At 66.2% G+C, this 24,520-nt stretch carries 25 protein-coding genes and 1 rRNA gene; 8 read left to right on the top strand and 18 right to left on the bottom strand.

Annotated elements, in window-relative coordinates:
* From Q8K49_RS11440 to Q8K49_RS11450, 3 genes are all read right to left on the bottom strand, one after another.
* Positions 1 to 906: ribosomal RNA gene (locus tag Q8K49_RS11440) — 16S ribosomal RNA — on the bottom strand; the annotation flags it as partial.
* A gap of 838 nt (positions 907 to 1,744) precedes the next feature.
* The gene (locus Q8K49_RS11445) at positions 1,745 to 2,170 is read right to left on the bottom strand and encodes a CBS domain-containing protein (RefSeq protein WP_305306210.1); all 426 of its coding nucleotides are present in this window, start codon (positions 2,168 to 2,170) and stop codon (positions 1,745 to 1,747) included.
* Between the two features lie 47 nt (positions 2,171 to 2,217).
* Entirely contained in the window at positions 2,218 to 2,844 is a 627-nt protein-coding gene (locus Q8K49_RS11450; protein WP_305306211.1) for a rhomboid family intramembrane serine protease, read from the bottom strand.
* 188 nt (positions 2,845 to 3,032) lie between these two features.
* Here Q8K49_RS11450 and hfaA point away from each other — a divergent pair, with 188 nt between their 5' ends.
* The 4 genes from hfaA to Q8K49_RS11470 all read left to right on the top strand — a co-directional run bounded on the left by hfaA (position 3,033) and on the right by Q8K49_RS11470 (position 8,647).
* The gene (gene hfaA / locus Q8K49_RS11455; RefSeq protein ID WP_305306212.1) at positions 3,033 to 3,473 is read left to right on the top strand and encodes a holdfast anchoring protein HfaA; all 441 of its coding nucleotides are present in this window, start codon (positions 3,033 to 3,035) and stop codon (positions 3,471 to 3,473) included.
* On the top strand, positions 3,470 to 4,486 hold the full coding sequence (gene hfaB, locus Q8K49_RS11460) for a holdfast anchoring protein HfaB (RefSeq protein ID WP_305306213.1): 1,017 nt from the start codon (positions 3,470 to 3,472) through the stop codon (positions 4,484 to 4,486). The genes hfaA and hfaB overlap by 4 nt, the downstream gene beginning before the upstream one ends.
* The gene (gene hfaD, locus Q8K49_RS11465) at positions 4,413 to 5,657 is read left to right on the top strand and encodes a holdfast anchor protein HfaD (protein WP_305306214.1); all 1,245 of its coding nucleotides are present in this window, start codon (positions 4,413 to 4,415) and stop codon (positions 5,655 to 5,657) included. The genes hfaB and hfaD overlap by 74 nt, the downstream gene beginning before the upstream one ends.
* A 140-nt stretch (positions 5,658 to 5,797) precedes the next feature.
* Positions 5,798 to 8,647, top strand: a complete 2,850-nt coding sequence (locus tag Q8K49_RS11470; RefSeq protein ID WP_305306215.1) for a pitrilysin family protein — start codon at positions 5,798 to 5,800, stop codon at positions 8,645 to 8,647.
* A 127-nt stretch (positions 8,648 to 8,774) separates the two neighbouring features.
* On the opposite strand, the gene Q8K49_RS11475 is transcribed toward Q8K49_RS11470, so the two are convergent.
* Positions 8,775 to 9,425 (bottom strand): hypothetical protein, encoded by a 651-nt coding sequence (locus Q8K49_RS11475; protein WP_305306216.1) that lies wholly within the window; start codon positions 9,423 to 9,425, stop codon positions 8,775 to 8,777.
* A 380-nt stretch (positions 9,426 to 9,805) separates the two neighbouring features.
* Here Q8K49_RS11475 and Q8K49_RS11480 point away from each other — a divergent pair, with 380 nt between their 5' ends.
* Positions 9,806 to 10,345, top strand: a complete 540-nt coding sequence (locus Q8K49_RS11480; protein ID WP_305306217.1) for a PAS domain-containing protein — start codon at positions 9,806 to 9,808, stop codon at positions 10,343 to 10,345.
* A gap of 10 nt (positions 10,346 to 10,355) precedes the next feature.
* Here the strand turns inward: Q8K49_RS11480 and Q8K49_RS11485 are convergent, their stop codons facing one another.
* Entirely contained in the window at positions 10,356 to 10,880 is a 525-nt protein-coding gene (locus Q8K49_RS11485; RefSeq protein WP_305306218.1) for a gamma carbonic anhydrase family protein, read from the bottom strand.
* Between the two features lie 325 nt (positions 10,881 to 11,205).
* Here Q8K49_RS11485 and Q8K49_RS11490 point away from each other — a divergent pair, with 325 nt between their 5' ends.
* The 3 genes from Q8K49_RS11490 to Q8K49_RS11500 all read left to right on the top strand — a co-directional run bounded on the left by Q8K49_RS11490 (position 11,206) and on the right by Q8K49_RS11500 (position 13,350).
* Positions 11,206 to 11,997 (top strand): PhoH family protein, encoded by a 792-nt coding sequence (locus Q8K49_RS11490; RefSeq protein WP_305306443.1) that lies wholly within the window; start codon positions 11,206 to 11,208, stop codon positions 11,995 to 11,997.
* A gap of 158 nt (positions 11,998 to 12,155) precedes the next feature.
* Complete coding sequence (gene lspA / locus Q8K49_RS11495) at positions 12,156 to 12,722, top strand: signal peptidase II (RefSeq protein ID WP_305306219.1); 567 nt, start codon at positions 12,156 to 12,158, stop codon at positions 12,720 to 12,722.
* Between the two features lie 64 nt (positions 12,723 to 12,786).
* Positions 12,787 to 13,350, top strand: coding sequence for a DUF3035 domain-containing protein (locus Q8K49_RS11500; RefSeq protein WP_305306220.1), 564 nt, complete (start codon positions 12,787 to 12,789; stop codon positions 13,348 to 13,350).
* Between the two features lie 62 nt (positions 13,351 to 13,412).
* Here the strand turns inward: Q8K49_RS11500 and Q8K49_RS11505 are convergent, their stop codons facing one another.
* The 13 genes from Q8K49_RS11505 to Q8K49_RS11565 form a co-directional block, all read right to left on the bottom strand.
* A complete protein-coding gene (locus Q8K49_RS11505) occupies positions 13,413 to 14,318 on the bottom strand; it encodes a DMT family transporter (RefSeq protein ID WP_305306221.1) in 906 nt (301 codons plus the stop codon).
* A 128-nt stretch (positions 14,319 to 14,446) separates the two neighbouring features.
* On the bottom strand, positions 14,447 to 14,926 hold the full coding sequence (gene ssb, locus Q8K49_RS11510; protein WP_305306222.1) for a single-stranded DNA-binding protein: 480 nt from the start codon (positions 14,924 to 14,926) through the stop codon (positions 14,447 to 14,449).
* A gap of 153 nt (positions 14,927 to 15,079) precedes the next feature.
* On the bottom strand, positions 15,080 to 15,529 hold the full coding sequence (locus Q8K49_RS11515) for a hypothetical protein (protein ID WP_305306223.1): 450 nt from the start codon (positions 15,527 to 15,529) through the stop codon (positions 15,080 to 15,082).
* The gene (locus Q8K49_RS11520; protein ID WP_305306224.1) at positions 15,529 to 16,194 is read right to left on the bottom strand and encodes a hypothetical protein; all 666 of its coding nucleotides are present in this window, start codon (positions 16,192 to 16,194) and stop codon (positions 15,529 to 15,531) included. The genes Q8K49_RS11515 and Q8K49_RS11520 overlap by 1 nt, the downstream gene beginning before the upstream one ends.
* 75 nt (positions 16,195 to 16,269) lie before the next feature.
* On the bottom strand, positions 16,270 to 18,891 hold the full coding sequence (locus Q8K49_RS11525; protein WP_305306225.1) for a transcriptional regulator: 2,622 nt from the start codon (positions 18,889 to 18,891) through the stop codon (positions 16,270 to 16,272).
* 337 nt (positions 18,892 to 19,228) lie between these two features.
* On the bottom strand, positions 19,229 to 20,053 hold the full coding sequence (locus Q8K49_RS11530) for a flagellin (protein WP_305306226.1): 825 nt from the start codon (positions 20,051 to 20,053) through the stop codon (positions 19,229 to 19,231).
* A gap of 118 nt (positions 20,054 to 20,171) precedes the next feature.
* Positions 20,172 to 20,456: a flagellar protein FlaG gene (locus Q8K49_RS11535; RefSeq protein ID WP_305306227.1), complete on the bottom strand. Its 285-nt coding sequence runs from the start codon at positions 20,454 to 20,456 to the stop codon at positions 20,172 to 20,174.
* Positions 20,457 to 20,552: 96 nt separating this feature from the next.
* Complete coding sequence (locus tag Q8K49_RS11540) at positions 20,553 to 21,359, bottom strand: flagellin (RefSeq protein ID WP_305306228.1); 807 nt, start codon at positions 21,357 to 21,359, stop codon at positions 20,553 to 20,555.
* A gap of 623 nt (positions 21,360 to 21,982) precedes the next feature.
* A complete protein-coding gene (locus tag Q8K49_RS11545; protein WP_305306444.1) occupies positions 21,983 to 22,792 on the bottom strand; it encodes a flagellin in 810 nt (269 codons plus the stop codon).
* Between the two features lie 282 nt (positions 22,793 to 23,074).
* Positions 23,075 to 23,404 (bottom strand): hypothetical protein, encoded by a 330-nt coding sequence (locus Q8K49_RS11550; RefSeq protein WP_305306229.1) that lies wholly within the window; start codon positions 23,402 to 23,404, stop codon positions 23,075 to 23,077.
* 303 nt (positions 23,405 to 23,707) lie between these two features.
* Positions 23,708 to 24,091, bottom strand: a complete 384-nt coding sequence (locus tag Q8K49_RS11555) for a M15 family metallopeptidase (RefSeq protein WP_305306230.1) — start codon at positions 24,089 to 24,091, stop codon at positions 23,708 to 23,710.
* The gene (locus tag Q8K49_RS11560; RefSeq protein WP_305306231.1) at positions 24,088 to 24,363 is read right to left on the bottom strand and encodes a hypothetical protein; all 276 of its coding nucleotides are present in this window, start codon (positions 24,361 to 24,363) and stop codon (positions 24,088 to 24,090) included. The genes Q8K49_RS11555 and Q8K49_RS11560 overlap by 4 nt, the downstream gene beginning before the upstream one ends.
* A complete protein-coding gene (locus Q8K49_RS11565; protein WP_305306232.1) occupies positions 24,360 to 24,515 on the bottom strand; it encodes a hypothetical protein in 156 nt (51 codons plus the stop codon). The genes Q8K49_RS11560 and Q8K49_RS11565 overlap by 4 nt, the downstream gene beginning before the upstream one ends.
* Positions 24,516 to 24,520 lie beyond the last annotated feature (5 nt).

The following is a 24,520-nucleotide window of genomic DNA, read 5'->3' on the forward strand; positions in this document are numbered from 1 at the left end:
TCGAATTAAACCACATGCTCCACCGCTTGTGCGGGCCCCCGTCAATTCCTTTGAGTTTTAATCTTGCGACCGTACTCCCCAGGCGGATTGCTTAATGCGTTAGCTGCGTCACCGAGAAGCAAGCTTCCCGACAACTAGCAATCATCGTTTACGGCGTGGACTACCAGGGTATCTAATCCTGTTTGCTCCCCACGCTTTCGAGCCTCAGCGTCAGTAATGAGCCAGTATGTCGCCTTCGCCACTGGTGTTCTTCCGAATATCTACGAATTTCACCTCTACACTCGGAGTTCCACATACCTCTCTCACACTCAAGACACCCAGTATCAAAGGCAGTTCCGAAGTTAAGCTCCGGGATTTCACCTCTGACTTAAATGTCCGCCTACGCTCCCTTTACGCCCAGTAATTCCGAGCAACGCTAGCCCCCTTCGTATTACCGCGGCTGCTGGCACGAAGTTAGCCGGGGCTTCTTCTCCGGCTACAGTCATTATCTTCACCGGTGAAAGTATTTTACAATCCTAAGACCTTCATCATACACGCGGCATGGCTGCGTCAGGCTTTCGCCCATTGCGCAAGATTCCCCACTGCTGCCTCCCGTAGGAGTTTGGGCCGTGTCTCAGTCCCAATGTGGCTGGTCATCCTCTCAGACCAGCTACTGATCGTAGCCTTGGTGGGCCATTACCCCACCAACAAGCTAATCAGACGCGGGCCGCTCTAAAGGCGATAAATCTTTCCCCCGAAGGGCACATTCGGCATTACCACCCGTTTCCAGGAGCTATTCCGAACCTAAAGGCACGTTCCCACGTGTTACTCACCCGTCCGCCACTAACCCCGAAGGGTCCGTTCGACTTGCATGTGTTAGGCCTGCCGCCAGCGTTCGCTCTGAGCCAGGATCAAACTCTCAGGTTGAGTTGACTTCTGACCTAAGCAGATCGGATCGAAATCCGATTTGGCATTAGTTCTACGTATTATTGACGAGATCCCACGAACGCCTCTCCGAAGAGCGACGTCATGGTGTCTTTTCAAAAAGACCGCAGATGTCAGTGTCGATAGACAGCCCCGAAGGACTATCGCTAGGACACCGCCGCCTGCGTTTCTCTTTCCAGATCAACGATTTCAAAGACCGTAGAAGCCGGCTGACCGGCCCCACCGTTTAACGCCCGGTAGCGGCGGAGGCGGCGATGTAGTCGCCTCGCTATTCCGTGTCAAGCGGTTATTCCGAAGAACACCCTCTTTCCAGTAGCCCCGCCCGGAGGCGAGGGAGGCGCTGTTTAGCGTCTCATTTTTCCGCGTCAAGTGGTTCTTATTAAAGAAGAACCGCTGTCTACGAACCCGCCCCGGAGGGCGGCGGAGGCGGCTGTCTAGAGAGAGCCATTCTCCGTGTCAACCGGGCTTTTCAGCCATTTCGCGGGGATCGAAATCCGGAGACTTCAGGCCGCAAAAAACCGTCTGGACAGCCCGAGAGGCTTGCCTCTGTTTCGTTACCGACGATTCGATTGGAGCGCGGAACCTAACCGAACACCCTTAAGGAAGCAACCCGCTTTCGCGACTTTCTTCCCGAGGAACCCGGGAGACTTTCGTCTCCGTGGCCCCGGCGGCCGGCCCGTTTCCGAGCGAGGCGGCGATATACGCAGCGGTCGTTTTGTCCGCAACCGGATTCCGACAGTTTCGCGAACTTTCTCGCGGATTCACGGTCGCCGGATCGGGGCCTTTTCCGGGCGGCGCGCAGAGACCGCCCTGCCCGGCCTCAGCCCGCTATATATGTGCGCAGGGATTCCGCTTCCTGGGTGGCCTCGGCGATCTGGCATTTGACCACGTCGCCGATCGAGATCACCCCGGCCAGGCGTCCGTCGCGCAGCACCGGGAGGTGCCGGATCCGGCGGTCGGTCATCCGGCCCATGAGAATCGCCACCGTCTCTCCGGGCGCGGCGAAGATGACTTCACGGGTCATATAGTCGGACACAGGGCGGGCCAGGGCCGGCTGGCCGTCACGGGCCACGGCCTTGACCACGTCCCTTTCGGACAGCACGCCGACCACCTTGTCATTGTCACAGACCATCAGAGCCCCGACACGCAGCCGGTCCAGTTCGCCGCAGGCATCGCCCAGCGGCAGATCCGGCCCGATGGCGTAGACCGCGTCGCCTTTGTCCTTGAGAATTTCGGCGACCAGCATCGCGGCTCCTCCCTCTCTATATAGAGCGCGGCCGCGGACGGCCCGCTTCAGACGTCAGGGTCGCGCAGATCGGGCGGGGAAGCAAATGGGTCGCGCCGTGGTTCGAAAGCCCTCGCCCACGGGCCGATCAACAGGGCCCCGCAAACAAAACCGAAGGCGTGCGCCTCCCAGGCGACCTGGGCCCCCTCCATCCCCGGCGCGAGCCCGATCAGACCAGCTGCGGCATTCACAGCCATGATCACGGCCGCGGTCGTCAGGAAGCGACGATCCCGAAGCCGCCGCAGGCTGTGGTCCGGTCGGCCCAGCAGCCGGAGAGCGCCGCCCATCAGGCCGAAGACCGCGCCTGACGCCCCAACGAGCGAATCATAACTGGCGGGGTGGACCAATCCATAGCCCGCCGTGGCGGCCAGTCCGCACGCAACATAGAACAACAGAAAGCTGGCGGCGCCCTTTGCACCCCCCATCAGACGAGCCACAGGCGGACCGAAAGCCAGGGCCGCGACGGCGTTCATCGCCACATGTGCCCAGCCCCCGTGCACGAACATCGAGGTCAGGAGTCCCGGCCACCACTGCCCCGTCCACAGGGACGACGGCCGGAAGCCCAAGGACAACCCCGCATCGGGCAGACGCTCCTGAATCAGGTAGAGCGCCGGCATTGATGCGGCGACCAACATCGCCACCGCCGGCGCGTTCAGAATCCGTTCGGCGGGCGGTTGGGTCAGATCGGTCTCCAGTGGAAGGTGCGGTCGTCCTGTCTGGCGCCAAACGTCAACATGGCAAGCGCTTCTTAATAACCATGACCCAGATTGGCACGCAGGGTCCTTGCCGGCCCGTAAACCATGTTTGCGTGGAGCCGCCCGTCATGACCGTTCGGAAAAAGGCCCTGCCAGCCCTCGTTGCCGCCGCCGTGGCGCTGCTGGCCCTGCCGGCCGTGGCTGCGGCGCAGTTGGCGGGATCGTCGAGCATGAGCGGCTACACGGCCGGCTATGGCGGGGCGCGCTACTCCACCGCCCGCCCCCAGTCGGGCTCGACGCGGGACGCAAACGGCAATCGGCTGATCGTGGATGGAATCATCCAGGCCGGCGCCAGCACCTATTCGAGCGCTACCGGCGGCGTGTCTTCCAGCTTTTCGGGGGCCGGCGGCGCGGGTGGAACGGCCATCGGCGGATCCACCGCCATCGGCAACAGCCTGAACGTCGTGGTCCAGGGCAATCATAACACGGTCATCGTCAATTCGACCCAGGTCAACAACGGCGCGGTCACCGCCGGAACCAGCCTGAACGGCACCCTGAGGCTTCCATGATCGCTGGCTCCATCTCACGGCGGCTGAGGACGGCGGGCGTCGCCTGTGCGACGGCGGCGCTGCTGAGCGGCTGCATCTCGTCTTCGGCCGGCCCGCAGGGCCTCTACGCCACACCCATCGGCAATGCGCCGGTTACGGCCAACCCGACCCCCTACTCCGCCGCCCTCTATTGCATGGCGGACTACGCCCGGCGCTACAACCTGCCCTCCCCGCGCATCGCCGTGGGGCGTATCGCCGACTACACCGGCACGGTCTCGGCCGATGGCGGCCGCCAGATCACCGGCGGCGCCTCGCTGATGGCCATGACCGCCCTGGCGAAGTCGGGCGCGCGGATGGTTGAGCGCTATGACACCTCCGTCTCCGAGATGGAGCTGCGCTACGCCAACAACCGTCTGATCGGCGATGACGGCCCCGCCGGCGCCGACGATGTCCAGTATCGGCGCATTATTGCGGGCTCGGTGCCTGGCACGGACTTTTACATCATCGGCGGCATCACCGAGGTGAACTACAACATCCGCTCGGGCGGCTTCGATGCCTCCGCCGGCCAGGCGGCCAGCCAGACGCCCTTGTCGACGGCATTCGCGGCCAAGGCCTATGTCATGAACATCGGCATCGACCTGCGACTGATCCAGACCACCACGCTGGAGGTCGTCGACGTCGTCTCCTATCAGAAGCAGATCATTGGCCGGGAAATCTCGGCCGGAGTCTTCGACTTCCTGAACGGCAATGTCTTCGATATTTCGGCCGGCGAAGGCGGGCTGGAACCGGTCCAGTTGGCCGTGCGCGCCCTGATCGAACGCGCGACGGTCGAGTTTATGGCCAATCTCTATGGTGCCCCGGGACCCGAGGTCTGCCTCAACGCCGGCCCCGACCCCTTGGGCGGTACGGTCGGCCCCACCGGCGGCTACTATGCCGCCTACCCCAACACGGACACGAACAATGGCGAAACCCGCGCGGATCCGTCTCGCTGGCACGATCGCCGCGACGGTGCTGTGCGCCGCAGCCGCTACTGAGGCCGCGGCGCAGGACGGCACGATCGTCCTGAACCAACAACTGCAACTGGGCGACGTGTTTGCCGGCCAGACGCTGAACGTCGTGGATTCGCAGGATCAAGTGACGGCCGAGACCTCGGCCCAGGGCAACAGCGCCTCGGGCGCGGTCTATAACGGCTCGATCACGGTCCAGTCCGACCAGACCATGCGGGGCGACGCGGTGGCGACCACCGACATCACCCTCGGCGGCGACACCTATGGCGAGGTCAACGCCACTACCCAGGCCGGCGGCAACTATCTGGCCGTCAGCGCCTATGACGCGACCCTGACGCTGGACGCCACCCAGACGACGGACGACGGCCTGATCAGCGCCACCACAGAGATCGGCGACAGCAGCGCCCGCCTGCATGCCGGCGCCACCGTGGGCGCCTCGGCCATCTCCAACACCGTGGCCGTCTACGGCCAGACCTCGCTTGTCAGCGGGACGATCGACCAGTCGTCATCTTCCATCGTCCGCTCCTTCGGTCGGATCCAGAGCCAGTACATCCCGGACGAGGCCAGCGTGACCAGCCAGGCCATCGTCAACGCCATCGCTGTCAACAGCGACAACACCTCCGGCCAGGACCTCAGCATTGCACAGCGCTCGTTCGGCAGCTTCATCGAAGCCGAGGCCAGCGCCAACGCCGGCAACGCCTGGGATCTCGCCGCCCGCGCCCGCGCCACCGCCAACCAGGCCGTGCTCTATAATGAGGGCGGCTCGGTCGTGAACGCGTCGGATCAGAGGAATTCAAGTTTCGTCCGTGCCTCGGCCCTGACCACCGCCTATGACTACGGTCGCGCCGAAGCCTATGCTCGCGGCGCGGCGAACGAACTGTCGGTCGGCAACAACGACATCTATGTCGAGATCGACAACACCCAGTTCAACACCGGCGGCGTGGACGTGATCTCCACCTTCTCGGGGACGAACGGCTATGACGTCTCGGTCGGGGCCGACGCCGTCGGCAACAGCGTCACCGGCTATGCCTGCTCGGAATGCGAAGGCTATCTGGAGGCCGGCAACACCCAGACCAACTCCGGCGATGTGTCGGCGGTCGCTAATACAACCGTCGCGGGTTCCAACCGTTCGGTGATCACCGGGGCCAATGCGGTAGGAAACTCAGCCAGCTTCTACGTCTCGCGACCGGGAAATTAACATTCGGTAACTTGAGCCGTGCCGCCAAGTCGCCGAAGGGTTGCGCGGGGCGTCGGCGATAAGCTGTATTGCGGTCCTGGCCAATTGTCCGGCGCGGCCCCGAAACGGGAGCTCTCGCGCCCTCCGGAAAGAGACCGAGAATGCGTTCCGCCCGTCTGTTCCTGCTCGCCGCGGCCTCCGTGGCCGTCCTGACCGCCGCCACTCCTGCCCTCGCGCAGGTCCAGCCATCCGATCCATGGGCCCAGGCGACCAGCGACATTCCGGTGGATGCCAACGTCCGCTTCGGCATCCTGCCCAACGGCATGCAGTACGCCATCCTCAGGAACGCCACCCCGCCCGGACAGGCCTCGTTCCGCCTGCGGCTGGACGCCGGCTCGCTGATGGAGAACGAGAACCAGCTGGGTCTGGCTCACTTCATGGAGCATATGGCCTTCAACGGCACGACCAACATTCCCGAGAACGACCTGCTGCGTATCCTTGAGCGACTGGGTCTGGCCTTCGGCGCCGACACCAACGCCTCGACTGGTTTCGACCAAACCGTCTATATGCTAGAGCTGCCGCGCACGAACGACGAGACCGTCGACGCCAGCCTGCGGATCATGCGTGAACAGGTGTCCGAGGCCCTGATGGCCGCCGACGCCGTGGACGCCGAACGCGGGGTCATCGAGGGCGAGGAACGTCTGCGCAACACTCCGGGCCTGCGCTCGATCAAGGCCCAGCTGGCCCTGCTCGCGCCCGGCCAGCGCGTCTCGCAACGCCTGCCGATCGGCGACTTGAACATCATCCGCAATGCGCCGCGCGAGCGGTTCGTGGAATTCTACGACGCCTATTACCGCCCCTCGCGCGCGACCTTCGTCGCCGTCGGCGACTTCGACGTCGATGCGATGGAAGCCAAGATCCGCGGCGCCTTTGAAAGCTGGGAGCCCAGCGCCGCCGACGGTCCCGAGCCCGACCTGGGCACGGTCGCGCCGCGCCAGCCGGAAACCCGCATCCTTGTCGAGCCCGGCGTCCAGTCCTCGATCCAGCTCAACTGGATCCGCAACCCCGATCGCGACCCCGACACCGTCGCCGAGCGTCGCGAGGACCTGCTGCGCAACCTCGGCGTCTCCGTCCTGAACCGTCGCCTTGGCGAGATCGCCCGCACCGACGATCCGCCCTTCGCAAGCGCGGGCGGCGGCGAAGGCAATCTGGTCGAAAGCCTCGACATCGCCTCGGTCTCGGCCCAGTTCGCGCCCGGCGAATGGAAGCGGGCGCTGGAAGCGATCGAACAGGAGCAACGCCGGCTCTCGCAATACGGCGTCTCGGACGCCGAACTCCAGCGTGAGATCATCGACATCCGCGCCAGCCTCGAGAACGCCGTCGCCGGCGCCGCAACCCGCCGCACGCCCCAACTGGCGGGCGGACTGACCAATGCGGTCAACGCACGCGACGTCTTCTCCTCGCCCCAGACCAACCTCGACCTGTTCAACGCCGCCGTTGAGGGCGTCACCGCCGCCCGGATCAATGAGGCGATCAGGCCGGTCTTCACCGGCGAGGGCCCGCTGGCCCTGGTCATCACGCCGGTCGAGATCGAAGGCGGCGAAGCCGCCGTCACCGCCGCGCTTGAGGCCTCACGTCTCGTCCCGGTCTCGGCCCCGGCCGCCCAGACCCAGATGGACTGGCCCTACGCCAACTTCGGCGCGGCCGGCACCGTGCAGGATCGCCGCGAGATCGCCGAGGTCGGTGCCACGGTCGTCACCTTCACCAACGGCGTGCGCCTGACGGTCAAGCCGACGGCCTTCCGCGACGAGCAGATCCTGGTCAGCGTCCGCACCGGCATCGGCGAGCAGGGCATGAGCCCCAGCCGCGCCGACCCGCAACTGCTGGCCGCCGCCATCGTGCCCCCGGGCGGTCTGGGCCGACTGACCTTCGACGAGCTGAGCCGAACCCTGAACGGCCGCATCTATTCGGCCGGCTTCCAGGTCGGCGGCGACAGCTACCAGCTTCAGGGCGCGACGCGTCCCGAGGACTTGGCGCTGCAGATGCAGGTACTGGCCGCCTATCTGACCGATCCCGGCCTGCGACCCGCGCCGATGCAGCTGATCAAGTCGATCTTCCCGCAGCAGATCGTCCAGCTGATGGCCACCCCCGGCGGCGCCTTCCAGATTCAGGGCTCCGGCCTGCTGGCCAGCGGCGACAAGCGGGAATCCCTGCCGACGGCCGAGGAGATCGCGGCCTGGACTATTGACGACCTGCGCGCAGGCGTCACCACCGGCCTGGCCAGCGGCCCGATTGACGTGATCGTGGTCGGCGACCTGACCGTCGAGGACGCCATCGCCGCCGTGGGCCCGACCTTCGGTGCCCTGGCCGCCCGCGGACCGGACGCCCAGCCGGCCGCCGGCGCCGCCGTGCTGCGCTTCCCGGCGCCGACGGCTGAGCCTGTCCGCCTGACCCACAACGGCCCGGCCGAGCAGGCCTTGGCCTATATCGCCTGGCCGACCACCGACGCCGTCGGCGACCGCACGGACGCCCGCCGCGCCTCGATCCTGTCCGAAGTGCTCAAACTGCGCGTGCTCGAGGAAATCCGTGAGCGTCAGGCCTTGGCCTATTCGCCGGGGGTCCGCGCCAGCGCTTCAGACGTCTATGAGGACTACGGCTCGATCTCGATCACGGCCGAGACGGCGGCGGACAAGCTGGACGCCTTCTATGCAGCGGTCGAGGCGATCACCGTGTCGCTCCGCGATACACCCGTCACCGAGGACGAGCTGAACCGCGCCCGCCTCCCGGTCATCGAATCGCTGCACCGCAGCCAGGCCAGCAACGAATACTGGCTGGGCCAACTCGGCGAAGTGGTCGACCAGCCGGGCGACATCGAGCAGATCCTGACCCACATCACGGACCTGGAGGCCATCACCCCGGCCGACATCCAGACCCTGGCGCGCCAGTATCTGCGCTCCGACACGGCCTGGAAGGCCGTGGTGGTCTCGTCCAACGCCCCGGCGGCTCAATAGCGAAAAAAAGGCCCCGGTCCTTGCGGATCGGGGCCAGTTTGCTTCTCAGGATCGTCGACGAAGCCGACAGTCGCACTCTGGGCCGCCGCGACTGACGCGCGGCTGAACGCCGGTGTTCACTCCAGCGTCAGAAAACCCGGCCGCCGACGCCGCCGTCCAGGGTGATCGTCGCGCCCTGCACGGCGTAACCGGCCTGCTCGACCACTTCCTCGCGGTATTCGGTGTAGGTCTCCTCGCGGACCCAGATCAGGATCTTCACGCCGGCGCCGTAGCGGCGCAGCAGGGAGCGTTCATTGCACTCGCGTTCGGCCCGCTGCGGCTTGCACTCGATCCGGCCGCCGCGACCGTGCCACAGGGCCTCGCCCTTGCGGCAGTCCATCGTCTCGCCATGACCGAAGTCGGCGTCGCCCGTATATTCCGCCCAGGTGATCTGCAGCCAGGTGCCGGCCAGGCAGCGGTACAGCTCGCCCTCATAGTCGCCGTCCACGTCTCTGTCGGGACGCACCTGTGAGGCCGGATGTGGCACATTGCGGTCGTCGATGCAGAAGGCGCGGATGACCACCCGCTTCTCCCACCGCCGGCGGGCCTCATAGGGCACGCGGATGACCTGCCGGACCCGTGCACCCTCGACCATCAGGCCGTTGATCGTGGTCGGATAGGGTTGGTCCACCGTCACATAGGCCGAACCGCCGCCGCCGACGAAGACGCTGCCGCCCGCGCGGGCGTTCAGGCCCGCCCGCGCGCCGGCGTTGGCGTTAGCGTTGGCGTTGACGTTCACGTTGACGTTCAGATTGCCGCCGCCGCCGCAGCAGGGGGGCGGAGGTGGATTCTCGCAGCACGGAGGCGGCGGGGGAGGTGGCGGCGGAGGCGGAGGCGGGGGTTCGCAGCACGGCGGGGGTGGCGGAGGGCACACCGGGCCGCATTGGGCCGCCGCATTGTCGGCGAACAGCGTCAGGGCGAAGAAGCCCGCCAGCGCCGGCAGCCATGTCATGATCCGCACCCGCATGGGCCGACCTCCCGTTAAGTCCATGCGCTCTGCGTCGGGCGCAGGTCGCTTCAGCGTCCATCTGAACCCCAAAAGCATTTCATTTCCGTTGCCTTTTGCCCGGTCGCTTTACGGGCGCGGGTCTTGCGTCGTTGCGGCCGGAGGCCAGAGCGATGTTTCATCCTGACACGCAGTTCCTGATCGACCATTGGACCGGGTTGTCCCGCCAGGGAGCCGTGCGCGCCGGGATTCCCGATCGCGCCGCGCTGGAGCCGGATGCCCTCGGCCTGCGCCTGCCGCGCGCCTTCATCGCCGAACGCAACGGCGAGGACGCCGTCATCCGCCTGGCCGGGACCTGGGTCGAGGGTTTCCACGGCGCACCGCTGAAGGACCATGCCCTGTTGTCCGTCTGGCGCACCGCCTCCCGGCCACTGGTGGCCGCAGCCATGACCCAGACAGTCCGCGAAGCCCGGCCTGTCGTGATCGCCGCCCTTGCGGGGTTCCTGTCGGCGCAGATCGAGATCGCGCTGGTCCCCCTGCGCGGGCCGACCGGCGCCGTGGACCGAATTCTGGGTCTCTACGCGCCTATGGCCACGCTGAGCTTCGCCACCGATGAACCTCGACTGCTCACCGCCCGGGTCTCGATCGGCGTAGGCGAACCCGCCCGCCCCGCCCTGGCGCTCGCCGTCGTCGGTGGCCGTCGCATCGCCTGAACCGGCTCTCTCAGACCTTCAGATCCCGCCGATACCGCTGCCAGTTCTGCACATAGTGCGCGGCCGAGGCCTTCAGCGCCTCGATCTGCCCCGGCTCCAGCTCCCGCACCACCTTGCCCGGCTGGCCCATGACCAGCGACCCGTCGGGAATGACCTTTCCCTCGGTGATCAGGGTGTTGGCCCCGATCAGACAGTTCTTTCCGATCTTCGCCCGGCCCAGCACTACCGCGCCAATGCCGATCAGGCTGTTGTCGCCGATCTCGCAGCTGTGCAGCATGACCATATGGCCCACGGTCACGCCGTCGCCGATGGTCAGGGGCTCGCCGGGATCTGAATGCAGGACGCTGCCGTCCTGGATATTGGTGTCCCGTCCGATTGTGATGGGGTCGTTGTCCCCGCGCAGGACGGCCCCAAACCAAACGCTGGCGCCCGGTTTGAGAATCACGTCTCCTATCAGGGTTGCATTCGGCGCCAGCCAGTATTCGCCCTCAGGCGGAAGCTGCGGTTTCTTGTCACCGAGACTGTAAACATTCATCCGAACACCGCCATTTCTCAATAAATCGAGGGCTTTAAGCTCTCGTAAACCACGCTAGGCTCATAGTGTAGATGCGATTCGAGGCCGCCATTTCGGCCCCGGATTGGAAGCCGGATCAAGCCCGGTCCGGTCAGGCCTCGGGGAACGTGCGTGGTGCGCTCGGTTCGGCGGATGATTCCGCTGGAAGTTGATCCTTCTTCCGACCCGGGCGGACGCGTTGCGTCCTCTTCTCTCTTCCCACCTTCGTTCGAGGCGATGCTTTTCCGGCATCGCCTTTTTTCATGCCCCGCGGCGATGCGATTTCTGCGTCGCCGTCTTCCATGCCCTGGAGGCGTCCATGACCAAGCGTGCGGCCATCAAGCGTCAGACCCGCGAGACATCCCGTGACCACGGGGTTCTCGATTCCCGTCAGTTCATGGAGGATTCCAAAGTCCGTCGCCTTCCCACCCACGCGGGCTGGTCGCCTCATCCCTCGAATGACGACCGCGACCAGGCCTATGTGAAGACGTTGAAGCCCAAGTCGGATGGCCAGGCCGAAATGATGACGGCGATCGACCACCACAACCTCGTGCTGGCCCTGGGTCCGGCAGGCACCGGCAAGACCTACCTCGCCGTCGCCAAGGCGGTCGAGGCGCTGGAAGCCGGCAAGATCGGGCGAATCGTGCTCAGCCGCCCCGCGGTCGAGGCGGGCGAGTCGATCGGCTTCCTCCCCGGGGATATGGAGGACAAGCTCGCGCCCTATCTGCGCCCCCTCTACGACGCCCTCTCGGATCGGCTCAGCATGAAACGGGTCAAGGCGCTGATGGCCGAGGGCCTGATCGAGATCGCCCCCATCGGCTATATGCGGGGTCGGACCCTGAACAACGCCTTCATCGTCGTCGACGAGGCCCAGAACTGCACCTATGTGCAGCTCAAGATGCTGCTGACCCGTTTGGGCTGGCATTCGACCATGGTGGTCACCGGCGATCCGCAGCAGTCCGACCTGCTGCCCGGAATTTCCGGCCTGACCGACGTCGCGGAACGCCTCGCGCCTGTGCCCGACATCGCCGTGGTGCGTCTGGCCGAGCAGGATATCGTCCGGCATCCGCTCGTGGCTTCAATGATCGGCGTCCTCTGACACTGGTCATCGCCTCACAGATCAGGCCGTCGCCGGATTCACGGCGGCGGCCTTTTCTTCGGCCATGCGGCCGACCGTTCGCCCCGTGACACGATTGCCCCTTCGCGCGCAGGGCCTGGGCTGCTAACCGAACGCCCTTCACTTTTTCAGCGACCCGAATGAAAATCCCCCGCATCGCCTACGCCGCCTACGGCTTCGCCCTCATCATCATCGTCCTCGACCAGTTGACCAAAGCCTGGATCCTGGACGCCCTGCGGATGTTCGACGCAAGCGGGGCACTGATCGACCGCGAACTTTGGTACACACGGTCAGTTGAGGTCATCGGATCGGTCTTTAAGTTGACTTTTGTCGCCAATGAAGGCGTCAGCTTCGGCCTGTTCGGCGACGGCTCGGCGCGATGGATGCTAAGCGCCTTCTCGATCGCCGTGGCGGGCATCCTTGGTTGGTGGGCGGCGAAGGCCGACCGCCGCATGCTGATCACCGCCATCGGCCTGATCATGGGCGGGGCGCTCGGCAATGTGATCGACCGCATCCGCTTCGGCTATGTCGTCGATTTCCTGGATTTTTCCGGCCCCCACTTCTTCCTCGGTTCGATGAAGATCAACTTCCCATGGATCTTCAACGTCGCCGACAGCGCTATCTGCATCGGCGTCATCCTGCTGATCCTCGACAGCGTTCGGGCGGAGCGGGAAGCCAAGGTTGGCCTCGCCGCCGAAAAGTCGTAATCAGCCGCTTCCTACAGGGTTTCCGCGCGCGCCGTTTCCGGCGCCCCGCACCGAGATAACAAACATGCGTCTCCGCACCGTCGCCGTTCTGACCCTCACCACCTCCCTGTTCGCCCTGGGCGCCTGCGCCGGTCTGCGTTCAGGCGGGGGCCTGAACAGGATCACGCCGGACGAGTTTCTCACCGTCTCGACCGCCCCGCTGACCGTTCCGCCGGAGTACGGCCTTCGCCCGCCGGCGCCGGGCCAGCCGCGACCCCAGGAACTCGCCCCCGAATCCGCCGCCCGCCAGATCCTGCTCGGCCAGCGTCAGGCCGTGACCCGGTCGGAAGGTGAACAGCAACTGGTCGCCCAGGCCGGCGGCGACCGCGCCGATCCTCTGGCCCGCTATGTCGTGGACGATGAGTTCGGCGACCTGGCGCACAAGGAAGAGAGCTGGGCCAACCGCATCATGTTCTGGCGCCGCGACGATGCCGCGACCCAGACCGCCACCGCCGTCCAGACCTCTGAAGGCGCTGTGAACGTCGACGCGGCGAGCGAATTCGCCCGCGTCCAGGCCCTGACCGGGGGCCGCGCCGGCATCTCCATCACGCCGCGCCGCGACACGGGCTTCAAACTTCCGGGCCTCTAGGGTTCAATCCACCCCACGAAGGGACCCGGCCGCGAAAGCAGCCGGGCCTTTTTGTTTCAGGATCAGGCCTTGGCGGCTCCCGCCCTGAGACCGCGCTCGGCCAAGGCGACAATGGCGACGCCGCCCATGGTCAGGGCCGCGCCCACCAGGATTTGCGGCGTCAGTACATCACCCATCAGCCCCCAGCCGATCAGGATGGAGACCACCGGCGTGGCCAGCAGATAAGGCGTCACCCGCCCCGCCTCGCGTTTCTGCACCAGCCAGAACAGGAGGGTCGTGGCCAACACCGACGACACCAGTCCTGCCCAGATCACGCAGGCCCAGACAAGGGCGTCGGCCCGCTGCACGGCCTCCCACTGCCCCCGTTCAAACAGGGCCGAAGCGAAGGCCAGTGACGGCAGGGCGACCAGCGATAGCAGACCCTGCATCTTCAACGGCGGGATTGAGGTCGTCCGCCGCGCCACGACCGTGGTCAGGGCCCAGGCCCCGGCGGCGGCGATGCCGACCAGGATTCCCTTCCAGTCGGCGAGGGCGTGGGGATCCAGCGTCATCCAGGCGACGCCGAGGAAGGCGACACCCATGCCGGCCAAGGCGAGCCGCGACAGCCGCTCGCCCAGCAACAGGAAGGCGAACAGCGCGGTGAACGGGATCCACAGCTGGGCCGCGACCGATACCGGACTGACGTCGTTCGCCAGCCAGAAGGCGAGGTAGATCAGGCCGTAGTGGATCGGCCCGCCCAGTCCGACGATGATCAACAGACTCTTCCAGTTGGGGAACGGCGGCCGCACGAACGGGATCAGACAGGCTGCCGCGATGGCGAACCTCAGCGCCGCCATCAGCAGCGGCGGCAGCGTCTCGGTGCCGAATTTGGCGGCCGCATTGTTGACGCCCCAGATCACCACCACCGCGACGATGGCGAGGATCTCGACCGGCGAGAGGGGGCTGTGCGGCTTGTCAGGTGTGGTCACCCGCTCGGCTTAACGCGCGCCGGCGCCGTGTGCGAGCGCGCACGGCGACACTTTGCATTTCGGAGTGTGGCACGCCCCCGAGGCGGCGACGCTCCCCGGCAGTTCGGAGCGTGGAAAGCCGCCCCGGCCTAGAACGGAATGTCGTCGTTCAGGTCGTAGCTTTCCTTGGGACCGCTGGGCTTGTTGGCCCCGCCCGTCGAGAAGCCCGAGGAATAATCGTCGTCACCGCCACGCGAGGCCCCGCCGCCGGCGCTATCGTTCCGTCCGCCCAGCATGGTCAGCTCGCCGCGGAATTTCTGCAGCACGATCTCGGTGGTGTATTTCTCGACCCCGGCCTGCTCGTATTTGCGGGTTTGGATCGAGCCCTCGATGTAAACGGTCGAGCCCTTCTTCAGATAGTTCTCGGCCACCTTGACGATGTTCTCGTTGAAGATGACCACCCGGTGCCACTCGGTCTTCTCCTTGCGCTCGCCGGTAGCCTTGTCGCGCCATTGTTCCGAGGTGGCGAGGGACAGGTTGGCCACCCGCTCACCCGAGTTGAGGGTGCGGATTTCCGGATCCTTGCCCAGATTGCCGACCAGAATAACCTTGTTGACGCTGCCCGCCATCGCCGAGCTCCTTCTTCGTTCTGGCCCGCCGCGCTTCGCGCTGTTCGGAGCCGATTGTCTGTTGTCCGGGCCTAGCGCGCTTTCGGCCCCTGCGGGTCGGGTTTGTCGCCACCATCCACAGGAACGCGTTGTTCCACGTTTGTTCTGTTTCGTCTAGGGCGTCGGGGGCGCGGTCGGATCCGGCTTGGGGTTGGCCGATACGGCGATCGGGGTGCCGTCGATCGCCCGCTGGATTGCCCCCGGCATGGCCAGACGACCGTCGCCCGTTCGGGCCATGGCGTTGAACCGCCCGCCGTCCAGCGTCTTCGAAAGCCATACGCCGCCGCGGTCGATGAAGATGAACTGACCTTGGTAGGAGCCCGTGATCTCCTGCCGCGAGCCTCCCATGCGCAGGAACCGCAGGCGAACTTCTTCCAGCCGCGCCGCACAGAACTCGATCTGCGGCTGGTTGTCCGCCACCTTGTTGAACCGCGGCGCCTCGCCCTCGGCTCCGGCTTCGACGGCGTAACAGACGCCCGGGTCGAATGGAGCCTCAATGGCCTTTTCGCAGGCTGCGAGGGCCAGGCCGCCGACGGCGATGGCTGTCAATGCGGCGTATTTCATCAGCGCAGCCCCGGGAATGTGCAGCTTCGGTCCTGCTCGGCCAGCGTGCGGAATCGGCTGTTGTCGGGCGATTGCTCGACCCGGCGGGGCACGAGCCGGAGCGTCATGTCGCCCCAACGGCCGTAGAGCGCCTCGCCCGGCCGTACGCAGGTACCCGAATACAGCGCCTGGACGCAGGCGTTCAGACTCATGTTGGACGACAGCGAACGCCAGTCCGACCCCGTGTGGCGCAGGCAGGTGGCGCCGGACGCCGGCTGGACGGAGGGCTCATCCAGCTGTTGATCCGTGAGCGGCGGTTGCTCCGCTTCAGTCAATTCAATGGGCGGCGCGCTGGGCGGCGGGGCGAAGGCGGCGGTCGGAGCAGCGGCCAGGGCGCCGGTCTCGTCGATGCCGACGTCGAGCGCGTCCGTGGCCACGCCGTTGCGCCGCGCGCAGTCGGACAGGGTCGCCAGGCCGATGTACTGGCCATCGACGAAGCAGCGCAGCTCGCGCGTGGTGTTCAGCTCAGGGGCGTCGGCGACGTCGACGGTCAGCCCGCCCTGCGCGGCGGGCGGAGGCGCCGGATTCCGGTCCCGACCGCCGCTGAAAATCAGCGCGATGATCACGGCCGCGACGACCGCCAGGCCGGCGCCGATGGCGATGAGAAGACGATTGTCCTGAGGCATGAAAGGCTCGCGCGGATGGAGGCTCCAATAACCCCGCCTGGCCCTTCCGCGTCAACGATCTTCGTCGGAAGAGGCCTAACCGCCGAGGCGGGCGAGTGCGGCCTGATAATTGGCGAGCTGCGCGCTCTGGTATGCGGGGGGCGCTCCCGTGATGGGCGGCCGGGAGGCTCCGGGCGCGAGCGCCTTGTAGGCGTCCCTGACCACCCGGACGGCGGCCCTGAGGGTCTCGACCGTGGATTTGATCTGGACCGCCCCGGTCAGTGACAGGGTCGGCGGCAGCGCCATCGCAAAAGTTTTGATATCGCCGGCCGCCGGTTTGGGACTGACGATCCCGGGAGACAGGCCGAGGGCGGCGAGGGCGTCCCGGCCCGTCTCGCCACTGGTCAGGATCGCGCCGGCCCGCCCGTCCCGCGGCACAATGGACAGCCTCTGCAGCCGTCCGCTGTTCAGGGCATCGGTTTCTCCGGGCTTGAGGGCATCGGGGGCGACGGTAACCTTCAGCTGCCCGGAGGCGGCCTGCTCGATTTTCCGCGCGAGGGTCTGCAGCGTGTCCCCGGCGTCGATAGTGACCGCCCGGCGGCGGCTCCCATCAGCGGGCGACACATAGAAGCGGTCGCCCGGCCGCAACGCTGTCGCCGCCGTCAGGGTCTTGGAATCCCCTACCGAAACCAGCCCTTGGGGCAGACCCAGACGGTCCAGCACACTGGCGCCCCCGCTCGCGACGGCGAGGCTCAGGGGCGATGCCTGCTGGTCCGCCCCTGGCCAGGTTCGGGTCCATTCGACCGCGCCGGTCAGCGGGTCGAGGCGGGTGAGATAGCCCTGTCTGGGATCAGCCGCCGGAGCCCCGGGCGGACGATCGGCGATGCCCGTGATCCAGACCTTTCCGCCATGCACCTTCATATCCGCGACACTGTCATCGCCGGCGGCGCCGACATAGGTCAGCCGATCCGCGGCGGCTGGCAAGAGATCGGCCCCCAGTACCGCGACATAGGCGTCTGAGCTGCCCGAGTGGGCCCTGTTCACCGTCGCAATATCCAGGGCGGGATTGCGGGTCGTTCCGGTCAGGACGACCCGACCGGCGGACACCGCGATCCCGGTCACGTCGCCGCTGGCGGCTCCCAGATCCCGGACCGCGGACAGGCTGGGGGTTCCGTCGGCACCCGGCGTATAGTGACGCACGACGACCCGGCCGCTCTCGACCCCGGCTGTGTAGATTGACAAGCCATCGACGGTCATGGCCTTGACGCTGTCATCGCCGACGGTTCCGAACTGGCTGATTGACACCGGCGCCGCGATGAATGGCGCCAGGCTGTGAGCCTGGGTCGCCGAAAAGCCCTGCAGATAGCCGTCCCATCCCCCAAGCCCCGACGCGCCCGGCATCGCTGACCTGGAACGCCCTGCGACATAGATCCTGCCGTCGATCCCGAACGACACGGCCGTAGCCTCGTCCGCCGCTCGGGCGCCGCGCCGCTGCCTCCACAGCTCCTCTCCCGCCCCATTGAACACGGTGACGAAACTGTCAGACAGATTGGCATCCACGACCCGTGCGCCCGGTTCGAGCGCGCCGGTCACCGATCCTGCCACGGCTACTCTTCCGTCAGCGGCGATAGCAATCGCATAACCGTTCGCCTGGTTAGAGGCCCCCAGCATGCGCGTGGCCACAACCCGTCCGGACGGATCGAACTTCATCAGCGCCACATCGCGCTCGCCCTTGAGCGGCTGCGAGCCCGGGGCCGCCTCAATGTCGGCGACGATCCACAGCGACCCATCGGAGGCGACGGCGCTCGCCCGAACCGTCTCGACGCCCTTGGGCAAGGCCGTTTGCGAGGCCCGACCGGCCACCCAGCCTGTCTGCCCGGACGGTTGCAGGGGCGCCGGCGCGGTGCCGCCGTCGCTCTGGAATTTTAGAAGTTCGTTTCCGCCGGCGACGCCGGCGGCCTGGACGACATAGACAGCGTCTGAGGTCTGAGGCGCGGTGAACCGCACCGATTCTGCGCTGGCGCCCTGCAGAACCAGCGCCCATTGATCCGCCTGTGGCGGCAGGGTGATGGTCTTGGCGCCGAGCTGGAGGGTGCGGGGCGCGCCGTTGACCTTTTCGCGGCCCAGCCGCGTAGCGACCCCGGCGCCGGCCAGCTTGCCATTGATGAAGGTGATGACGTTGTCGAGCGTGCGGGTCTGGGCGCCCATCCCGGCGAGGTCGATTGGCACAGGGACGTTGCCACCGACGGTTCCGATCGTGATGTCGAACACGACGGGACCCTCGAGGTTCGGCACGGAAGACGCCAGGTCGCCATCATGGACCGGCCGGGTCACGATTCGCGTCGCGTCGCGCGCCACGCCTGCCGACGTCTTCGCGCTCGTCGATGACACGCCCTGGACCATACGGATGTCTTCGAAACCGGCCGTCTGAAGATAGGCGCCGACTTCCGAAATCCCGGAAGCAAAGCGCTGCCGGATCCGGGCGGCCTCGGTCTCGCCGACGCCGCTCTGGTCCACCCTTGTGGCGAGGGCGGTCAGTGAGGTCAGACCCTGATAGAGCGCGAACAGTTTCCGGTAGTCGGGCGACGCTCCAGGCAGATCGAGGCGACCGGTATCGACGTTGATCAGCTGTCGGGCGGCGAGCGCTGTCCGGACCACGGAGTCCTGTTTGGAAGCCTTGGTGCTGACCTCCCAAGGGGGAGTCGGCTGGGTCCGCACGGGCCTCGCCCCGGACGTGACGCCGGCAGTTGTCGTGTCGCCCGCGGAGACTCCGTACAAACCGAGTAGGTAGCTGTTGTTGATCACGGCGAACTCCCACCCACGACTATGGCGGCTCAACCGTAACGACCGCTTAACGTCCGGTTCCGGAGGGACTTCGACCGCGACTCAGGGAACAATGTCCCAGTGCGTCCGTTATCGGCGCGCTGGATGAGGATGACGCTGTGAAGATCGCCTTCGTCAACGCCTTGAAAACATTGCTTTCCCTGTACGGGATCGGAACGCGGCGACGCCCTGCGGCCATCCAGATCGGCCCCGCCGGCATACGCCGACCGGCCTAGTTCCGGAACAGCGACAGGATGATTTGCGGCGCCTGATTCGCGATCGACAATGACTGCGCGCCGAGCTGCTGCTGCACCTGCAGCGCTTGAAGGCTAGCGCTTTCCTTCGCCAGATCAGCGTCAACCAGCTTCCCGATCCCGGTTTCAAGCGAATCCATCAGCTTTGAGACGAAGATGTTGTGCGTCTCGATCTGCTTGGCTTGCGCCCCAAGTGTCGCCAGCGCGGAAGTGGCCGTCGCCAGGGCCGTATCAATGGCGGCGAGCGCCGTTGCTGCACTGGCTGGCAGAAGCAGGTTCTGCGTACTGAGTCCCAGGCCGGCGCCTGTAAAGTCCTGCGGATTGATCGAGATGGTATCGACGGCGTTGACATTGGCGAGAAAGTTGATCGGCGCTGTGAGAGAGTTGTCCAGCAGGTTGACCCCGTCGAACGAGGCGCTGTCGGCGAACTGTTGGACAGACCGAACCAGACTCTGGAAGTCGTTGTCATAGGCCGCCCGGGATTGGGCTGTTTGGGATAGGTCGGACGCAGCCACGGCCTTCTGGCGCATCTGGATGATCAGATCGGCGATCGACTCCCCGGCTGCCAGAGATACGTCCGCCAGCGAGGTAGCGCGGTCCAGGCTGGTCTTCACGGCAGTCAGAGCGCCCAGATCAGCCCGCTGGTTCTGCGCGATCGCCCATACCGCCGAATTGTCCTTGGCCCCCCCGACCTTCAGGCCCGTGCTGATACGGTTCTGCACCGCCGACATCCGGTCGTTGATCTGGTTGAGATTTTGCAGCGCGACGAGCGCGGAAGGATTGGAGTGGACGCTGTTGGACATGGTTCTCGCCCTGGACTGGTTCAGGGAAAGCCTATGGGGCGAGTCGTATGCGTATGGTTAACGCGAGATGTCCGGGCGCGCAGCCGCGGCCCGGGGACAGTCAGGTCTGCACGACGTTTCAGGCGGTGGTGTTGATCACCGCCCCGACGCCGTAGTCGTCTTGCTGCCTCATCTTGAGGACTTCCTCGCTCGGCAGCTGCCGGACGACCTCACCGGTCTCCCGGTCCAGAGTCTTGTAGACAAAGGATCCCGCACGGGATCCTTGCTCGATCACCAGCCGGTAACGGGCCAGGCGTTCGGCGTCTGCGGCGGCTCTGGAATTGGCTTCGTGGTCAGCTCCGGACTGCAGCGATGGTTCGGCTACAACAGCCGGCACCGCCCGTATTGATTGTTCTGCATTCATCTCCTGAACGTCGGCGACTAAGCCAACGTCTCCCGGTCACGAACGCTCGGAAGCAGAGGCGGAACCGCGAGCGGCTCCGCCTCCGTTCCCCATTCCTTAGCGGAACAGGCCGAGCAGGATCGAACTCGACTGGTTGGCGATCGACAGCGCCTGCACACCCAGCTGTTGCTTGGTCTGCAGAGCGGTCAGTCGGGCGCTTTCCTTGGCCAGATCGGCGTCGACGAGGTTGCCCACGCCGGCTTCAAGGGCGTCCTGGATCTTGCTGGTGAAGGTCAGCTGCCGTTCCAGGGACTTGGAGTTGCTGCCAAGCGTACCGAGCTTGGCCGCGAACGCCGTATTGGCGGTCTCGACGTTGGCTGCGGTTGCAGTGGTCCGCGTAGCGGTGGTGGCGGTCGACACGGTCGTAGCGGCGGCGGCCGCGCCATGCACCGTATAGGTACTGGCGGTGCCCGTCTGAACCACCAGATTGTTGGTGGCCGATCCGGCGGAGAACAGATTGATCCCGTCGAAATTCGCACCCGCCAGAGCAGCCGTGATCTCGGTGCCCAGAGCGTTGAAGTCAGCGAGATAGGCCGTTTCGGCGGCGGAACCCGCAACGGACGACTGGATGGCGACCGCCAGACCCTTTTGCTCTTCGAGGGCCTTGGTGATCGTGTCCCCGGCCGCCAGGGCGACGTCGATGACCGATTGACCGCGCTGGATGGAGTTCTTGACCGAGTTGAGGGCGCCTTGTTCAGCACGCAGGCCGGAAGCGATCGCGAAGATGGCCCCGTTGTCCTTGGCGCTGGCAACCTTCAGCCCGGTATTGACGCGGTTCTGAACGGTGTCCAGCTCGCGGCTGGTCGCGTTCAGGCTCTGCAGCGCAACGAGGGCGCCGGCGTTCGTGTTGATGCTGTTAGCCATTTTGGCTGTCCTTTGTCTTCGACATGACCGACGCCGTTTTGGCTGTCGGGGGCGTTCTGCCCGATGGGGTCGAAGCAAGGACGAAGCCACCCCCTGGCCCCCCATGCCAACTCAACGGTCGTTGTTTTTATTGCGTTAGTTCTTGTTCACCACAATCCCGACCCGGAACAATCTGCCGGGCTGGGGGCAGGATTTGCCGGGTGGTCGGCACCTCGTGCCGGGGTCGGCCCCACCGGGGTACGTGCCGGCGCCCCTGCAGGGTTAGGTTCGACCAAGGCGCTCGTCCCGCCCCGGCCAGGATCACCATCCACCCGGTTGGGGATTGTCTGTCCGTCGGCGTCGGGCCCTCATTCTGGACTTGTCCGTCCGAGGCACCCGAAAAAGCTCGCCGCCGGGCCCAATGGTCGCTAGCCGAGCGGATGGGCGGCGATAGTCACTGAACGCGGCGGGCAGCGAGGCAGCGCCGTTCGGCGTCGCCTCACTCGATCAGGCCGGGAAGCGATGGTCAGGCTCCCAAACGAAATCAGCCTTGACGGACTGGGTCCGCCAAGGCTGAAATTTCGCTTCGGGATGCCGCAGGGCCCCTGCAGAGCCCAGGTTTACGCGACCTGAAGCAGGAGGGTTTAGCGGAACAGGCCGAGCAGGATGGAACCCGACTGGTTGGCGATGCCGAGGGCCTGCACACCCAGCTGCTGCTTGGTCTGCAGAGCGGTCAGCCGTGCGCTTTCCTTGGCCAGATCCGCATCGATGAGGTTGCCGACGCCGGCCTCGAGAGCGTCCTGAATCTTGCTGGTGAAGGTCAACTGCCGCTCCAAGGACTTGGAGTTGCTGCCCAACGTACCGAGCTTGGCCGCAAACGTCGCGCTGGCGGTCTCGACGGCGGCGGCTGTGGCGCCGGCCCGGGCGATAGCGCCGGTGGCCGTCGCGACGGTCGTTGCGGCGCCGGCCACAGCATGCACCGTATAGGTCGTGCTGGTGCCCGTCTGAACCACCAGGTTGTTGGTGGCCGACCCGGCCGAGAACAGATTGACGCCGTCAAAGCTCGCGCCTGCCAGCGCAGCCGTGATCTCGGTGCCCAGGGCGTTGAAGTCGGCGAGATAGGCCGTTTCGGCGGCGGAACCTGCAACGGACGACTGGATGGCGACCGCCAGACCCTTTTGCTCTTCCAGGGCCTTCTGGATCGTGTCTCCGGCCGCCAAAGCCACGTCGATGACCGACTGACCGCGCTGGATGGAGTTCTTGACCGAATCCAGAGCGCCCTGCTCGGCCCGCAGACCGGAGGCGATCGCAAAGATGGCGCCGTTGTCCTTGGCGGAAGAAACCTTCAGCCCGGTGTTGACGCGGTTTTGCGCGACATTCAGCTCACGGCCGGTCGCGTTCAGGTTTTGCAGCGCAACGAGGGCGCCGACGTTCGTATTGATGCTGTTAGCCATTTTGGCCTGTCCTTTGTCTTCGACATGTCCGACGCCATTTTGGCGGTCAGGAGCGTTCTGCTCGGAGCCACCTTGAGCAAGGACGGAGCCACAAATCGACGACCAGATCATGACCTCTGGTCATTGATTTTATGAACTAATTTATCTAGCCAGGCGCGTCTCTTCCGGCAAAACCTGCCAGGGCCAGGCATGTTCTGCCGGGTGGTCGGCAGGTCGTTCCTGTAAAGGAATGTCGGGCGGCGTTCCGCGAGATCCGCCTCCGCGCCCAGCGGAGCACGTTTTCTACCAGGGCCAGATCGCCGGCCTGCGCCGGGCGGCGGTTTCACGCCGCCACCGATCCTGCAGCGCCCGTTCGGCCGTCAGCGTCTCGACCGCCGTCGCCCGGGCGTTCTCACAGGCGACCAGACGCGCGCCCCGTTCGACGTAGGCGACCTCAAGATCGGCCTGGGTCGGCGCTTCGGGCAACCGTCCCAATACGCAGGACGTCGTCGCCGCCCGGGGCAGGGTCAGGCGCGGCGGCTCCGCAGACGGCGGGAGCGAGGCGGCACAGCTCGCGGTCATGCCCGGCAAGGCGAGCAACACGATCCGGGTCCAGCGGGGTTTCAGCATCATGGGCGCTCCTGGCCTTTGTTGCGGCGCGCACGGTCGTCCGCGCGACCGCCACCGTCTGTTGATGAAGCTCGTCGAGACGCCGGGCCTGGTCCACAGCGCCCTCGACCTCCAGGCGACGCGCGACGGCGGCCGCGGCGGCGTCCGAGACCCTGGCCTCGGCCGCCCGCAGCCGGCGCTCGGCCAGCCCCAGCGGATCCCAGCGAAAGCCCATCGCATTCAGACCGATCAGGGCCGCACCCAGAAGCCCCGCCGTGACCACCGTCCACCCGCGTGGCGTCAGGGTCCGGAACAGCACCGACGCCCTCACGGGAACACCTTCCGGTCCAGCTCGAAATGCGGACCGTCCCTGAGGCTGGTCCAGTCGCCGCCCCAGACCATCGCCGTCCCCTGACGCGCGGCGGCCGCCTTGAACGCCGCCGCGATGCGGGGATAAAGCGGCCAGTCCCAACGCACCTGTCCGTCGACAAGAGCCGCGACGTCCACCGCGTGGCCGGTCAGGTGGCGCGACCGCCTCGTCCGGCTGGCTCCGGCCCGGACCAGCGCCGCCTGACGTTCGGGCGTACGCAGGCCCTCCGTCACCATGAACTCCACCGGGCTCAGCGCCGCGGCCTCCCGCACCAGCGCGACCAGCCTGGGGTGAACCCCGGCCAGCCGCTTGAGCGATCGTTCCGACAGACGAAAGCTCATGGCCGGTCCTCCCCGCCCAACGGGGGCCGCAGCACCGCCAGCGTCGCGATCAGTTGCTGGGCCGTCGGCGCCACCAGATAGAGAACGAGAATCAACGCCAGCAGCGCCATCAGGGCCTGCGCTAACCGCGGCGCGGCATCTGGCGGCGTCCCCGCGATCAAACGGTCGAGCAGCAGCCACGCCGCACCGCTGGTGGCGAACACATACAGCCTGCGCCACAGCCACCGGCCCTCGGCCAACGCCGGCGCGCCGGGTGTCGAAGAGGCGGTCATCGGTCATCCTCCGGATCATCGAGGGGGGCGTCGCCTCGCCGCCATCCTGGACTGGCGTGGGCGAACAGATCGGCGGCGGTCAGACGGCCGGGCGTGTCCCAGACCTCCTCATCCAGCAGCCAGGGATCGACGCGATCATCGGACAGGGTCATGGCGC

Origin of the sequence: Brevundimonas sp. (assembly GCF_030682035.1) — a bacterium.
In the GTDB taxonomy this organism is placed as follows: Bacteria; Pseudomonadota; Alphaproteobacteria; order Caulobacterales; family Caulobacteraceae; genus Brevundimonas.

Excerpts from the sequence above, each read along its gene's own strand:
- lspA (WP_305306219.1), top strand. The coding sequence starts at position 12,156 with ATGAAAATCCCCCGCATCGCCTACGCCGCCTACGGCTTCGCCCTCATC.
- Q8K49_RS11530 (WP_305306226.1), bottom strand. The coding sequence starts at position 20,053 with ATGTCCAACAGCGTCCACTCCAATCCTTCCGCGCTCGTCGCGCTGCAA.
- Q8K49_RS11515 (WP_305306223.1), bottom strand. The coding sequence starts at position 15,529 with ATGAAATACGCCGCATTGACAGCCATCGCCGTCGGCGGCCTGGCCCTC.
- hfaD (WP_305306214.1), top strand. The coding sequence starts at position 4,413 with ATGGCGAAACCCGCGCGGATCCGTCTCGCTGGCACGATCGCCGCGACG.
- Q8K49_RS11470 (WP_305306215.1), top strand. The coding sequence starts at position 5,798 with ATGCGTTCCGCCCGTCTGTTCCTGCTCGCCGCGGCCTCCGTGGCCGTC.
- Q8K49_RS11535 (WP_305306227.1), bottom strand. The coding sequence starts at position 20,456 with ATGAATGCAGAACAATCAATACGGGCGGTGCCGGCTGTTGTAGCCGAA.
- Q8K49_RS11550 (WP_305306229.1), bottom strand. The coding sequence starts at position 23,404 with ATGATGCTGAAACCCCGCTGGACCCGGATCGTGTTGCTCGCCTTGCCG.
- hfaA (WP_305306212.1), top strand. The coding sequence starts at position 3,033 with ATGACCGTTCGGAAAAAGGCCCTGCCAGCCCTCGTTGCCGCCGCCGTG.
- Q8K49_RS11500 (WP_305306220.1), top strand. The coding sequence starts at position 12,787 with ATGCGTCTCCGCACCGTCGCCGTTCTGACCCTCACCACCTCCCTGTTC.
- Q8K49_RS11560 (WP_305306231.1), bottom strand. The coding sequence starts at position 24,363 with ATGACCGCCTCTTCGACACCCGGCGCGCCGGCGTTGGCCGAGGGCCGG.
- Q8K49_RS11545 (WP_305306444.1), bottom strand. The coding sequence starts at position 22,792 with ATGGCTAACAGCATCAATACGAACGTCGGCGCCCTCGTTGCGCTGCAA.
- Q8K49_RS11520 (WP_305306224.1), bottom strand. The coding sequence starts at position 16,194 with ATGCCTCAGGACAATCGTCTTCTCATCGCCATCGGCGCCGGCCTGGCG.
- Q8K49_RS11485 (WP_305306218.1), bottom strand. The coding sequence starts at position 10,880 with ATGAATGTTTACAGTCTCGGTGACAAGAAACCGCAGCTTCCGCCTGAG.
- Q8K49_RS11450 (WP_305306211.1), bottom strand. The coding sequence starts at position 2,844 with ATGTTGGTCGCCGCATCAATGCCGGCGCTCTACCTGATTCAGGAGCGT.
- Q8K49_RS11480 (WP_305306217.1), top strand. The coding sequence starts at position 9,806 with ATGTTTCATCCTGACACGCAGTTCCTGATCGACCATTGGACCGGGTTG.
- Q8K49_RS11445 (WP_305306210.1), bottom strand. The coding sequence starts at position 2,170 with ATGCTGGTCGCCGAAATTCTCAAGGACAAAGGCGACGCGGTCTACGCC.
- Q8K49_RS11565 (WP_305306232.1), bottom strand. The coding sequence starts at position 24,515 with ATGACCCTGTCCGATGATCGCGTCGATCCCTGGCTGCTGGATGAGGAG.
- hfaB (WP_305306213.1), top strand. The coding sequence starts at position 3,470 with ATGATCGCTGGCTCCATCTCACGGCGGCTGAGGACGGCGGGCGTCGCC.
- Q8K49_RS11540 (WP_305306228.1), bottom strand. The coding sequence starts at position 21,359 with ATGGCTAACAGCATCAACACGAACGCCGGCGCCCTCGTTGCGCTGCAG.
- Q8K49_RS11555 (WP_305306230.1), bottom strand. The coding sequence starts at position 24,091 with ATGAGCTTTCGTCTGTCGGAACGATCGCTCAAGCGGCTGGCCGGGGTT.
- ssb (WP_305306222.1), bottom strand. The coding sequence starts at position 14,926 with ATGGCGGGCAGCGTCAACAAGGTTATTCTGGTCGGCAATCTGGGCAAG.